This window comes from Micromonospora sp. D93, assembly GCF_018070365.1.
GTDB lineage: Bacteria > Actinomycetota > Actinomycetes > Mycobacteriales > Micromonosporaceae > Micromonospora > Micromonospora ureilytica.
Map to the genome: position 1 here is coordinate 17,938 of NZ_JAGPXW010000023.1, position 11,922 is coordinate 29,859.

The window sequence follows — 11,922 nt, forward strand, 5'->3', positions numbered from 1 at the left end:
ACAGTTCTTGTGCGTAAGGAATCAGGATGTTGTGTTGACGCCCCCGCGCGACCCAGGCGGCCAGCTCACGTGCCTTCTCATCCGCTTCGAACGGAGGCGGTGGCGGTGGCGGTGGCACACTGGAATTAACCGCCGCGATCCTGCTGGAGGTCGCGTATTGCTGAGCGAACTCGGCGCCCGGGACGGCGCCGTACGCACTCAGTCCACCTGCCGCCCGTAAGCCGCCCGTGCTGCGGAAACCTCTGCGGCCTGGCGGACGCGCCACCTTCGCTGGGCCTCGCTGTTGCACACACGACACACCTTGCGGTAGCGGCCACTCGCGGGATCGATTTCGCGCTCGTGTCCCTGGCGGCAGCGCGGCTGCTGGGTGCGCTTGCGGCAGTTTTCGGCGTGTGGCACCTGCTGCAGATGAGTGGGTTCGATGCAGTCCGGCACGCCACACAGGTGGCGCACGTCCAAACTCGGGTCGTAGCCACCGACGAAGACAGCGTAGGCCGTGATGTGGGCCCAAGCCCGCCCGGCGACCTTCTGGTACACGCCCCGCTGGCTACCGTAGCCGCAGACGATCAGGCAGCCGTCGTCTCGACGAACCGAACGATCGATGAGGTGCGCCCGCAGGGTCTCCTCAGTGAAATGTCGGGACAAACCCTTCACCTGCGACAGCATCTCACCAGGCTAGGTCAGTGCTCCGACACCTTCGACCTGCTGGTACCCGATCCGGCGGGCGCCCTGCCCTGAGCAGGGCCGCGGCGACGCAGTGGGTGCCGTAGACGTCAATTGTTGACTGCGAACCGGTCGAGGGCTCGAAGGACGTGCTCACGCGTCTCGGCGGTGCCGAGATGCCCCGCGTTCTCGACAACGATCAACTCCGCACCGGGCCAGGCACGGTGCAGTTCCCACGCCGTCTGCAGCGGCCCACCCAGGTCGAGCCGACCATGGATAAGGACACCTGGGACGCCGGCCAGCCGACCGGCATCGTGCAGCAGTACGCCTTCCTCCAGCCACGCCCCGTGAGAGAAGTAGTGCGCGCAGATTCTCACGAAGGCCAGCCGCGCCGCGGAAGGGCGGTCGCCGTACGGATTTGCTGCGCCGCCGGTCTCTCCAGACAGCACCGCGTCCTCCCAGGCGCACCAATCGGCCGTGGCCTTCTCCCGCACTCCGGGGTCCGGATGTTCCATGAGGCCGGCGTAGGCCGCGACGACGTCACCGTCGCGTGGTGTGCCCGGGGCTCCGTCGAGGAACCGCTCCCACTGCTCGGGGAAGAACCGGCCGACGCCCCGGTAGAGCCAGTCGATCTCGGACCGCCGGGTCATCGTGACGGCCGCGATGACGATCTCGGACACCCGTCGGGGTTGCTGTTGCGCGTAGGCCAGGATGAGCGTGGAGCCCCAGGAACCGCCGTACAGCAACCACCTGTCGATGCCCAGGTGCCCGCGCAGCCGTTCCATGTCGGCGATCAGATGCCAGGTGGTGTTGTGCCGCATGTCAGTCGTCGGATCGCTCGCGTGCGGCGTGCTGCGGCCACAGCCACGCTGGTCGAACAGGACGATCCGGTACCGGTCCGGATTGAAGTGGCGGCGCCAGCCGGCCCCACACCCTGACCCGGGTCCGCCGTGGACGACCAGCGCAGGCTTGCCGGCCGGGCTACCACACACCTCCCAGTACACGAGGTTGCCGTCGCCGACATCGAGCATGCCCGTCTCGTACGGCTCGATCGGCGGGTACAGCTCGCCCATGGCCCAGACCTCCGATAAGCAGGAATCGCCACAGTGGCACCTCTCTACAACGATGGCGCATTCACTGAAGATCAGACGCCGCGAGGAGTCGGACCGCCGCGTCGATGCTGGCCGCAGCCGCTGGCAGCAGCGGCAGCCGCACTCTCGGGGTCGGTATGCGGCCTTGCGCGTGCAGTATTCCCTTGATCACGGCGGGGTTGGGCTCGGCGAACAGGGCGGCGGACAGTCGCCTGAGCTGGTGTCCCAGTGATCGCGCCTGATCCGCCTGCCCTGCCTTGAAAGCTGCGGCCAGCGCACGGAATTGTGCAGTGGCCACGTGTGCTGAGGCGAGGATCGCGCCGTGTGCGCCGAGTGCCAGCATCGGTGCCAGCAACTCGTCCGTGCCGGCCAGGACAGTGAACCCTTGGGGTGGGTCGGTGAGCAGGTCGACCGCGTCGCCGTCGATGGCGCCCGGCGCGTACTTGATACCGATCACCGCGTCGATCGCCGCCAGCCGCCGTACCGCTGCGGTCGACAAGTCCTGTCCGGTGCGGTGCGGCACGTGGTAGACCACGAGCGGCACCGGGCTGGCCGCCGCGAGGGCGTCGAAGTGCGCCACTACGCCGTCCTCGCCGGGGCGCAGGAACGGTGGCACCAGGCACAACGCGGCGACCACCGATGGGTGTGCGGCCAGCGCGTGCAATTCCTCGGCGGTGTTGGCGCCGACCAGTAGCGGGACACCTCGCCTCATGCAGACCCCGGTCAGCACCCCCAGCACCTGGTGACGTTCGGCGGCGCTCAATGTGGTGGCTTCGGCGGTGGTACCCAGTGCCACCAGACCGGCGGCACCGGCGGTCAGCACGTCGTGGGCGAGTTCCTCCAGTACGCCGAAGACCACCGCCCCGGCCTCGTCCAGAGGAGTGATCAAGGGAACGTGCACGCCGTTCAACGTCATAAATGCAGCCTGGCTGACGGCACCCGTAAGATCCAGTTCCGATTCCTTCGCTGATGCGTAAGGTGAGCTGATGCTCGATGGACGCCGGTTGCGGCTGCTCAGTGACCTGGACCGGCTCGGCACGATCGCCGCCGTCGCCGCCGTCCATGCGTACACACCGTCGGCAGTTTCCCAGCAGCTGGCCGTGCTGGAACGCGAAGCGGGTGTCGCGCTGCTGCGGCGCAGCGGCCGCCGGGTGGAGTTCACCGCGGCCGGCCGGGTGCTCGTACGTCATGCCGCGACGGTGCTCATCGCGCTGGAGGAGGCCACCGCCGCTGTCGCCGCCGTACGCTCCGAACCTGCCGGGCCGATCCGCATCGGTGCCCATCCCACCGCCGTGCGCACGGTGCTGCCGACGGCGTTGGTCTCGCTCGGCCGCGATCATCCGGGGCTGGAACTGTCAGTCAGCGAACTCGACCCGGTCACGGTGCCCGGCGCGCTGCGCGACCGCCGGCTCGACGTTGGCCTGCTGCATGACTATGACGTCGTGCCGGCCGTCACGGACCCGTCGTTGGAATCGGTCCCGCTGCTGCACGAGGCCGTGTACCTCGCCGTAGCGGCGAACGCGCCGGTCACCACGCTCGCCGATGCCCACGACACCGCGTGGATCCTGGCCAGCTCGGGCACGCTGTGCCATGACGTGGCTCTGCGGGTGTGCCAGGGAGTCGGGTTCACCCCGCGTGCACGTCACCACATTGATGACTTCGCCGCAGTGCTTGCCCTGGTCAGGGCCGGGCAGGGGGTCGCGTTGGTGCCCGAACTAGCGGTGATCGCGCCGGAGACGGGAGTACGACTGATCGCCGCGCCGACTCGACGACGCACCCGGATCGGGTACCGCCGCGGCGCGGCCGAGATGCCGGCAGTGGCAGCCGTCGTCACCGCGCTACACGCCTCCGCACGAATGTTCGCCGCGGGCAGGCCCTGGTTGTCATGTTCTCCGTAGAGGAACGCGACCTGATCCGGCAGCGGCTGCTGCACCTGGCGGAGCACGACTCCGCTGTCGTCGCCGCCGCCATCACCGGCTCGCACGCTACCGACGATGAGGACCGCTGGTCAGACTCGCCACCACCACATGACGCCCTGAAGCAGCAACCCGCGCGCCCATCGGCGTCACCGACCTGCACGTGTGTCGGTGACGCCGACGGGCTTCTCAGGTACGGACGCGGTAGTGGAGGTGGACGACACCGCTGCCGAGTCGGCGACTGTCCAGAAGCTCCAGACCGAGGCGGGTGCCGTTGGGCAACCCAGGCTTGCCTCCGCAGGTGAGGATGGGGTGGATCAGCAGGTGGCACTCGTCGACCAGTCCGGCCCGGAATGCCTGCGCCGCGAGGTGTGCGCCCCCGATGGTGAGGTCCTTGGTGGCCGAGGCTTTCATGGCGCGTACCGAGGCGGGGTCGAAGCTCGTTTCGAGTCGGGTACTGGCGGTCGAGGTCGCGTCGAGCGTGGTGGAGTAGACGACCTTGTCCGCCGTCTGCCAGACGTCGGCGAAGTCGGCCGTGAGCTTCGACTGTGCGGCCAGGGCGGGCTCGGTCTCCCAGAGGGCCATCGACTCGTACAGGCGTCGGCCGTAGAGGTAGGTGCCCATGGGCCGCACGAGATCAGTGATCAACGCGAGGTACTCGTCGTCGGGTGGGGTCCAGTCGAAGCTGCCGTGTTCGTCCTCGATGTAACCGTCGAGGGACACGTTCGTCACGTAGATCAGCTTGGCCATGGCGCTACACCTCGACGTCGACTGCGACGGGGTGGGCATTCCGCAGTGTCGCGTCCAGTTTGGAGAAGGCCTCGTTCCAACCCTGGTCGGCGGGGCCAACCACCCGCCCCGGGAGCCACTGACGGATCTCGAGGCGCGTCCGTCCATCGGCCTCGTCGTGGAACTCGACCCGCATCCTTGTCTCGTGCGGCTCAATGCCCTCCGGCAGCTGCCCGGTGACGTGTGCGACGCCATCGAGCAGTTCACGGTCGACGACGTCGGTGAGGTCGATGTGAACCTCGACGCGAAGGCCGGGTTGGGCCGCGAAGACTTCGGTCCACCGCTGGTAGCCGCCGGGCCGGACGTCGAAGTCCATCTCTTCGCGGGGTATTGAGTTGCCGATCGGCCCCCACCATGCCGCCAGGTGGTCCGGGTCGGTGAAAGCGCGGTAGACCAGCTCCCGTGGCGCGTCCACCACGCGTGAGATGACGATCTGCGGCTTGTCGCTGTCCATCAATTCTCCTTTTCCTGAGCCTGTTTCAGGGGTTGGGGGACTGCCGGGTCGTGGACCGTTCGGTCCGTTGGGCGACCGACGGCCTGCACGGCCGCGAGGTGGGCGTCGAGGCGGGTGAGGGACGTGTCCCAGAACCGGCGGTAGCGCTCGATCCACTCGGCCGCTTCGCGCAACGGGGCCGCTTCGATGCGACTCATCCGCAACTTGCCCGACCGGGTGCGTGAGATGAGCCCAGCGCGCTCAAGCGCCTTCAGGTGCCGCGACACCGCCGGCATCGAGATCGGCAGCGGAGCCGTGAGCTCGGTGACCGTGGCGTCGCGGTCGGCCAGCTCGGCGAGAATCGCCCGTCGAGTCGGGTCGGCGAGCGCCGAGAACACCGCGCTGAGTTGATCGCTGCCAGACACTAGGGCCTCCAGTCACTTAACCAACACGTTAAATGTAGTGCCGGATGAACGCGTGTCAACACGCCGAGACATCGCGGGGGAGCGCAGCGCGTCGACCGAAACCCCGACCTGGCTGAGGAGCGCGACAGTGACGTCGTCCGACTCCGCCATGAGAGCTGCGGCGCTACGCCGGTACGGCGTTCCGGAGTACGACACCTTCCTCGTTCCGCGCCGCCGGAGACGGATGTGGTGGGTGACGCGGTGTGGAGTTACCGGTCCGACAGGCCCGTCCGACGTCCGGTGGTGGTGATGGGGTAGTCGTCGCGTACGCGCGCTCGCGCCCCGGGCAAGGTCGGCGGGCGGGCGGTGTACATGGCGTGCGCGCCCAGGCCCAGCCGGGTCAGCGCGAGTGCGGCTGCCAGGACGACCACGACGCGAATACCGTGACCGACGTCCGGTGCCCACAACTGGAGTTTGGCCAGCCCGGCGCCCTCCCACAAGGCCGGCACCTGCCAGGCGGCGCCGACGGCCACCAGCGCGCAGGCACCGATCCAGGTGCACGTGGCGGCGATCGTTCGGCCCCGGGAACGGACCGGCGGGACGCAGGCGCCCCGGCGTCTGCGAAGGACGCGAGCCCAGGACCAGACCAGCAGGGTGAGCAGCACTGCGGCGACCCCGAGCAGGCCGGCCAGGGCCCAGACCTGCATCGGGTCTTCGCTGGCGGTCGCGGGTGAGCCGCCGTGCAGGATGCGGGCGAGATTGAACGCCCCGGCGCTGAGCAGCGGGTCCATGTACGGGCCGTAGACGTTGGTCATGATGATCACGGCGAGGTTCGAGTCGGGTGCCAGCACGATGTGGGTGAAGAAGTCCGGGGTGGCGCCGGCGTGCCAGACGATGCGGGTGCCAACGCCGTCCAGGGTGCTGTTCCTCCAACCGAACCCGTAGGTGCCATGGCCGGTGGCCACGGCGCCGGCCTGCAGCTGCCGCATACTCTGCGCTTCGAGGATCCGGGTGTCGCCGTAGCGGCCGCCGCCGAGCTGCGCGATGGCGTAGTGGGCCAGGTCGTCGAGACTGGCGGCGAGGAAACCGTAGGGCACTCCGGCGGTGTCGAACGGTGCGGAGAAGCGCTGCGGCCGGCCGAAGTAGTACCGGTGCCCGGCCGGGATGCCGACGGCGCGGGCTTCGTCGACGGTGGCCGCGGAGTGCGTCATCTGCAGTGGGTCCAGCACGTGACGGCGGAGGTAGCCGCCGAAGGTGTCGCCGGTGACGTTCTCGACGAGCGCGCCGAGGATCATGTAGTTGGCGTCGCTGTACTGGTGGGTCTGTCCGGCGGCGGTGTGCCGAACGCTGGCCAGGTCCCGTACGGATCGGGCCAGCGCGCCGGGGCGGTTGTCGTAGCGGTCGGTCAGGTCGGTGCTCCACACCTGCGGCAGGCCGCTGGTGTGGGTCAGCAGTTGCCGGACGGTGACCGTCGGGGCGGTGTCCGCGCCGCCCAGCCGCAGCCACGGGAGGTACGTGGACGCGGTGGTGTCGAGGTCGACCCGACCGGCCTCGACCAGTTGCGCCACCGCCAGCGCGGTGAACGACTTGCTTGTGGACCCGAGCAGGAACGGGGTCTGCGTGGTGATCGGACGGCCGTCACCGTCGACGCCCCAGGCGCCTCGCTGGAGGACCTCGTCGCCGCGAATGACCGCGTACGCCAGCCCGGGTGCCTTGATCTGCTTCAGGTACGTGCGCAGGTAGCGTTCGCCGGCGGCGAGGTCGTCAACGGCTGCGGGACTGGCCGCGACCGGAGCGGCCAACCCCGCAGCCGTCACCATCAGGCAGCCGGCCACGGCGATGAGCCGTCGGGCCTGCGTCAGCGTGACAGTCCAGGTGTTCATGTGGCGCGTCCTCCCCGTCGGTGGGCCGTCAGCCGATCTGACTCAGTAGCTTCTCGAGCGCGGCGAGGCGCTGCCGAACCTCACCGAGCTCGTCTCGGACGCCCTTGATCTCGTCCGCCATGGCCTCGGCGCTGCTGGCGCTGCGCTCGGCCAGCAGTCGGTAGCCTTCCTCCCGAGCCCCCGCGTGGCGGGCGCGATAGATGCCGGTCCCGACGAGACCGGCGACCACGATCACCGCTGTCACGACCACCGCCGTGGCGATGGTCGTGGTCTGCGCGATGTCCAACGCCATCTGATGGGTCATTGCTCACTTCTCCTGTTCTGCGCCCGGCCCCGAGCCGGTCAGGTTCTGGGCCGCCAGCGCGATCGCGTCCAGGTCCAGGGTCACCGTGAACGGCACCGCCCGGACGTACTTCACCGAGCTGCCGTCAGATGCCGTCACCAGTTCGCCGGTCACGAGGCCGGCCGCTTCCAATTTCTGTAGGTGCATGTAGAGCAGCGGCCGGTTCATCTGTAGCTGCCGCGCCAACTCGCTGACGTAGGTCCGCTGTCGGGCCACGGCGGCCAGGATTCGCAGCCGGTGCGGGCTGGCCAGTGCGGCCAGCAGCGACACGAGTTCATCACCGGTTGGCGAGGTGCCGCTCATCCTGGTTTCCCTCCTCGGTGGAAGTGTCAGATTTCTCTGACGCCCCATGTCATGGAATTCTGACAGGGGTGGGCGGCAGGTGTCAACGGACGACGTGGCGCACGACGATCAGTGACCCCAGGGCGGTAGCCAGACCTCGGCGCCGGGTGCCCGCACCCGGCGGGCGCCGAGGTGGTCGCGGAGTGCGGCCAGAGCGGGGTGCGGGTTGTCGTCGCGCCAGATCAGTGACATGGGGTAGATGGGCGCCGGGTCGCGTACCGGTACGCGCCGCAGGTCGTAGCTGTCCGGCCACAGGTACCGGGTGCGCTCACCGGCCAGGGTCGCCAACTCGGCCGAGTCGGCGATCTCGGCCAGCAGCGCCTCGTTGCCGAAGACCGGCCCGACCAGGTCGATGGTGAGGCCGAACGCGGCGGCGAGTTCGTCGTAGTAGTCGGCCCATTCGGTGCCGGGGGCCATGCCGGGCATCCAGATGCGGTGGTCGGCGAGTTGCGCGGGCGTGACGAATCGGGCGTTGGCGAGCGCGTGGCGTGGGCCGACCAGCAACTCGTGGTGCTCGTCGATCACGCGCGTGCTCCTGATCGCGGCCGGCAGGTGGCGTGCGGCGACGGTGACGGCGTGGAAGGTGGCGTCGACAGTTCCCGCCTCGACGGCGGCCATCGCGGCGTGGACGTCGGCGTCGAGGGTGACGACGTCCAACTCGATGCGGGGATGCGCGCGGTGGAAGTCCTGCAGCAGCACCGCAGGTGCGATCCGTCGGCTGTGGACGTCAACGCGCAGTGCCCGGCGGCCGGGGCGTACGGAGGCGTCGGCGCGCGCCTCGGTCCGGAGCAGTTCACGGGCGTGCGGCAGGAAGGTCTGACCGTCGACGGTGAGGTGGGTGCCGCGCGCCGTGCGGGTGAACAGGCGTACCCCGAGGTCTTTCTCCAGGGCGGCGATGCGCTTGGAGACGGCCTGCTGGGTGATCGACAGCGCGGCGGCGGCGTCCTGGAACTGGCCGGCGTCGACGGCGGCGACGAAGGTGCGGACGGCGTCGAGATTCACCCGACAACCCTACTGACACAACATCTGGTTGTGGCTCGCCCCGGAGTCGGTTGTTTGATCCCTGTTAGCCGGCATTGCTTTGATCGCAGCGGTCAACAGCGAGTTGTGCAGAACGGGAGTAAGCGTGCGGCGATCCCTGGGACGGCGGTTCGGCTGGTTGTGGGCGTCGTACGCGGTCAGCGCCTACGGCTCCGGGCTGGGATTCGGGGCGCTGCCGTTGATCGCCGTGCTGGTGTTGCAGGCCAGCCCCGCCCAGGTGTCCGTGTTGGCCGCGCTGGGCCCGGCGGTGGGCGCACTGATCGCGTTGCCGCTCGGGCCGTGGGTGGAGTTCCACCGCAAGCGACAGGTGATGATCGCGATGGACCTGGCCCGGTTCGCGGTCCTGCTGACGATCCCCGTCGCGTACGCCCTCGGCCGACTCAGCTTCGGGCAGTTGCTGGTCGTCTCGACCGTGGTCGCCACCGCCAAGATCGCCTTCAACGCGGCCAGCGGCGCCTTCCTCAAGGCCCTCGTCCGGCCGGATGACCTGTTGGTGGCGAACGCGAGGTTCGAGTCGACGACCTGGAGCGCGATCGCGCTCGGGCCGCCGCTGGGCGGCGCGGCGGTCGGCCTGTTCGGGCCGGTCGTCACCATCGTTGCCGATGCGCTCAGCTACCTGCTCTCGGCGCTGGGCATCACGGCCATTCGCGGCCACGAGGACCGCCCCCGGCGCACCGGCGCAGGCCGGGTCCGGGCCGGTGAGCTGCTCGACGGCTGGCGGCACCTGCTCACCCACCGCGGCCTGCGGGCGCTCTACCTCAACCAGTTGCTCGTCGCTGGGCTGATCATGGCTACGGAGCCGCTACTGGCAGTGCTCCTGCTCGGCGAGCTGGGTTTTCCGCCCTGGCAGTACGGCCTCGCGTTCGCCGTGCCCTGCGTCGGCGGGCTCATCGGGTCACGCCTGGCCCGTCGGGTGGTGGCGCGGCACGGCCAACACCGGATCATTCGTACCGTGGGCACGCTTCGCGCGATCTGGCTGATCGGCCTCGCGCTTGTCCAGCCCGGAGTGGTCGGTCTCGCCACGGTGATCGCCGTCGAATTCGCGATCATCATCAGCATGAGCCTGTACAACCCGGTGCTCGCCACCTACCGCCTGGAACAGACTCCGAAGGATCGCGTCGTCCGTACCCTCTCGGCCTGGTCGATCGGCAGCAGCGCGACCATCGCCATCCTCAGCGCGCTCGGTGGGCTGCTCGCGGAAGTCACCAGCCCTCGCACGGCGATCGCGGTCGCGGGGGTGGTGATCCTCGCGAGCCCGCTACTGCTGCCCCGGCGCCCGGACGCCGACCGACCGGCACCGGAGCACCCCGCTCGCGTCTCTACGATCGCGTGATGATCCAGCCGAGCTACCCGATCCGGACCGCACGGCTCGCCCTGCGCCCGGTCACGATCGACGACCTCGACCACGTGTACGCGTTTCAGCGCCGACCCGACGTCGTGCGCTGGATGCTCGGCGCGGAGCCGCGTACCCGTGAGCAGTCGCGGGTTTCGGTGCTCGCCATGGCGGGTGAGGACGCGTGGCGCGCGGAGGGTGACTGCCTGACGGTGGCCGTGGTCACCGACGCCGGGGTGATCGGGATCGTGGAGTTGGAGTGGCGGACCCGCACGCCACTGTCGTGATCGTGCACGACGGCGACGTGCGGGCCGGGTTGTTCCTCAGACCTGGCGGCCGAGCCACTCCCGGTAGGAGGTGGGCGCGATGACGGCGTCGTCGCCGGCGATGAGGACATCGCCGGACATGGCGGCGAACATGCCGGCGCCGTTGTCGGTGGTGACGGTGCGCTGGTCACCGCGGGCGGCGAGAGTGATCCGCCCCAGTTCGTCGAGGGCGAAGACGTCGGGCCCGGCGACGTTGCGGACGCCCTGCAGCGGCGCGCCCATGGTCACCTCGGCGACGGCCTGCGCCACGTCGGCGGCGGCCATCGGCTGCACCGGCGTGCTGGGCAGGCGGACGGTGGTGTCGTCGGCCGTCCAGGACAGGATCGCCTCGACGAACTCGAAGAACTGGGTGGCGCGGACGATCGAGTACGGGACGGGACCGGCCTTGAGGATGTCCTCCTGGAGGACCTTGGCCCGGTAGTAGTCCAGGTCGGGCACCTGGTCGACGCCGACGATGGAGAGGATCACCGCGTGGCCGACGCCCGCGCGAGCGGTGGCGGCCAGCAGGTTGTCCATGGTCGTCTGGAAGAAGGCGGGCGATGCCTCGTCGAAGGTCGGCGAGTTCGTCAGGTTGACGACGACCTCGGCGCCGACGAGCCCGTCGGACAGGCCCTGCCCGGTGAGCAGGTCCACCCCGGTGGACGGCGAGAGTGGCACCGCCTCGTGGCCCGCGGCCTGCAAGATCTTGACGACCTGTGACCCGATGAGGCCGGTCCCGCCCAGTACGGCGATCTTCATGCCCATACACCTTCCTGTGACTGTGTGGTCGTTTGTCCGGCTGCCGAAACGCCCGCCGATACTCGGACCTCTCATGTCCGAGAACTATACTCGGACATGAGAGGTCCGAGTAACAGGGTGGCTAGGGTGACGTCATGAAGATGTCCGGCGGGGTCGAGTGGGCGCTGCACTGCTGCGTGGTGCTCACGGCCAGCAACACGCCCGTTCCGGCGGCCAAGCTGGCGGAACTGCACGACGTCTCCAGCAGCTACCTCGCCAAGCAGCTCCAGGCGCTGGCCCGCGCCGGCCTGATCCACTCCGTGCAGGGCAAGTCGGGCGGCTACGTGCTGACCCGCGCGCCGGAGAGCATCACCCTGCTCGACGTGGTCCGGGCCATCGACGGGCCCGGCCCGTCCTTCGTCTGCACGGAGATCCGCCAGCGCGGCCCCTTCGCGACCCCGGCCGACGCCTGCACCACGCCGTGTCCGGTGTCCCGCGCCATGTGGGCGGCCGAGGACGCGTGGCACCAGGCGCTCGCCGCGGTCACGATCGCCGATCTCGCCCGTGACGTGGACGCCAACTCCGGCCCCGAAGCCCTGGTCGGCATCCAGGCCTGGCTGACCGGCGGAGCCGGCTGACCC

At 69.4% G+C, this 11,922-nt stretch carries 15 protein-coding genes; 4 read left to right on the plus strand and 11 right to left on the minus strand.

Annotated elements, in window-relative coordinates; genetic code table 11:
* Positions 1–198: 198 nt before the first annotated feature.
* The 3 genes from KBX71_RS23125 to KBX71_RS23135 form a co-directional block, all read right to left on the minus strand.
* Positions 199–666 (minus strand): HNH endonuclease, encoded by a 468-nt coding sequence (locus KBX71_RS23125; protein WP_210820019.1) that lies wholly within the window; start codon positions 664–666, stop codon positions 199–201.
* 107 nt (positions 667–773) lie between these two features.
* Positions 774–1,736, minus strand: a complete 963-nt coding sequence (gene pip / locus KBX71_RS23130) for a prolyl aminopeptidase (protein WP_210820020.1) — start codon at positions 1,734–1,736, stop codon at positions 774–776.
* Positions 1,737–1,797: 61 nt separating this feature from the next.
* A complete protein-coding gene (locus tag KBX71_RS23135) occupies positions 1,798–2,670 on the minus strand; it encodes a dihydrodipicolinate synthase family protein (RefSeq protein ID WP_210820021.1) in 873 nt (290 codons plus the stop codon).
* A 70-nt stretch (positions 2,671–2,740) separates the two neighbouring features.
* On the opposite strand from KBX71_RS23135, the gene KBX71_RS23140 reads away from it, so the two are divergent.
* On the plus strand, positions 2,741–3,652 hold the full coding sequence (locus KBX71_RS23140) for a LysR substrate-binding domain-containing protein (RefSeq protein WP_210820022.1): 912 nt from the start codon (positions 2,741–2,743) through the stop codon (positions 3,650–3,652).
* Between the two features lie 207 nt (positions 3,653–3,859).
* On the opposite strand, the gene KBX71_RS23145 is transcribed toward KBX71_RS23140, so the two are convergent.
* The 7 genes from KBX71_RS23145 to KBX71_RS33910 all read right to left on the minus strand — a co-directional run bounded on the left by KBX71_RS23145 (position 3,860) and on the right by KBX71_RS33910 (position 8,866).
* On the minus strand, positions 3,860–4,420 hold the full coding sequence (locus tag KBX71_RS23145; protein ID WP_210820023.1) for a dihydrofolate reductase family protein: 561 nt from the start codon (positions 4,418–4,420) through the stop codon (positions 3,860–3,862).
* 4 nt (positions 4,421–4,424) lie between these two features.
* The gene (locus KBX71_RS23150) at positions 4,425–4,913 is read right to left on the minus strand and encodes an SRPBCC domain-containing protein (RefSeq protein ID WP_210820024.1); all 489 of its coding nucleotides are present in this window, start codon (positions 4,911–4,913) and stop codon (positions 4,425–4,427) included.
* Positions 4,913–5,317 carry a helix-turn-helix transcriptional regulator gene (locus tag KBX71_RS23155; RefSeq protein WP_210820025.1) on the minus strand — a complete coding sequence of 135 codons (405 nt, stop codon included), beginning with the start codon at positions 5,315–5,317 and terminating at the stop codon, positions 4,913–4,915. The genes KBX71_RS23150 and KBX71_RS23155 overlap by 1 nt, the downstream gene beginning before the upstream one ends.
* A gap of 248 nt (positions 5,318–5,565) precedes the next feature.
* On the minus strand, positions 5,566–7,179 hold the full coding sequence (locus KBX71_RS23160; protein ID WP_210820026.1) for a serine hydrolase: 1,614 nt from the start codon (positions 7,177–7,179) through the stop codon (positions 5,566–5,568).
* A 28-nt stretch (positions 7,180–7,207) separates the two neighbouring features.
* Positions 7,208–7,483: a hypothetical protein gene (locus KBX71_RS23165; protein ID WP_210820027.1), complete on the minus strand. Its 276-nt coding sequence runs from the start codon at positions 7,481–7,483 to the stop codon at positions 7,208–7,210.
* A gap of 3 nt (positions 7,484–7,486) precedes the next feature.
* Positions 7,487–7,825: a winged helix-turn-helix domain-containing protein gene (locus KBX71_RS23170; protein ID WP_210820028.1), complete on the minus strand. Its 339-nt coding sequence runs from the start codon at positions 7,823–7,825 to the stop codon at positions 7,487–7,489.
* Between the two features lie 108 nt (positions 7,826–7,933).
* Positions 7,934–8,866, minus strand: coding sequence for a LysR family transcriptional regulator (locus KBX71_RS33910; protein WP_210820029.1), 933 nt, complete (start codon positions 8,864–8,866; stop codon positions 7,934–7,936).
* Between the two features lie 124 nt (positions 8,867–8,990).
* On the opposite strand from KBX71_RS33910, the gene KBX71_RS23180 reads away from it, so the two are divergent.
* Together KBX71_RS23180 and KBX71_RS23185 are read left to right on the plus strand one after the other, a co-directional pair.
* Positions 8,991–10,238: an MFS transporter gene (locus KBX71_RS23180; protein WP_307847257.1), complete on the plus strand. Its 1,248-nt coding sequence runs from the start codon at positions 8,991–8,993 to the stop codon at positions 10,236–10,238.
* Positions 10,238–10,525 carry a GNAT family N-acetyltransferase gene (locus KBX71_RS23185; RefSeq protein WP_210820030.1) on the plus strand — a complete coding sequence of 96 codons (288 nt, stop codon included), beginning with the start codon at positions 10,238–10,240 and terminating at the stop codon, positions 10,523–10,525. Before KBX71_RS23180 ends, KBX71_RS23185 begins: the two co-directional genes overlap by 1 nt.
* 36 nt (positions 10,526–10,561) lie before the next feature.
* Here KBX71_RS23185 and KBX71_RS23190 read toward each other — a convergent pair whose 3' ends face one another.
* Entirely contained in the window at positions 10,562–11,302 is a 741-nt protein-coding gene (locus KBX71_RS23190) for an SDR family oxidoreductase (protein WP_210820031.1), read from the minus strand.
* A 134-nt stretch (positions 11,303–11,436) separates the two neighbouring features.
* Here KBX71_RS23190 and KBX71_RS23195 point away from each other — a divergent pair, with 134 nt between their 5' ends.
* On the plus strand, positions 11,437–11,919 hold the full coding sequence (locus tag KBX71_RS23195) for an Rrf2 family transcriptional regulator (protein WP_210820032.1): 483 nt from the start codon (positions 11,437–11,439) through the stop codon (positions 11,917–11,919).
* Positions 11,920–11,922: the final 3 nt, after the last annotated feature.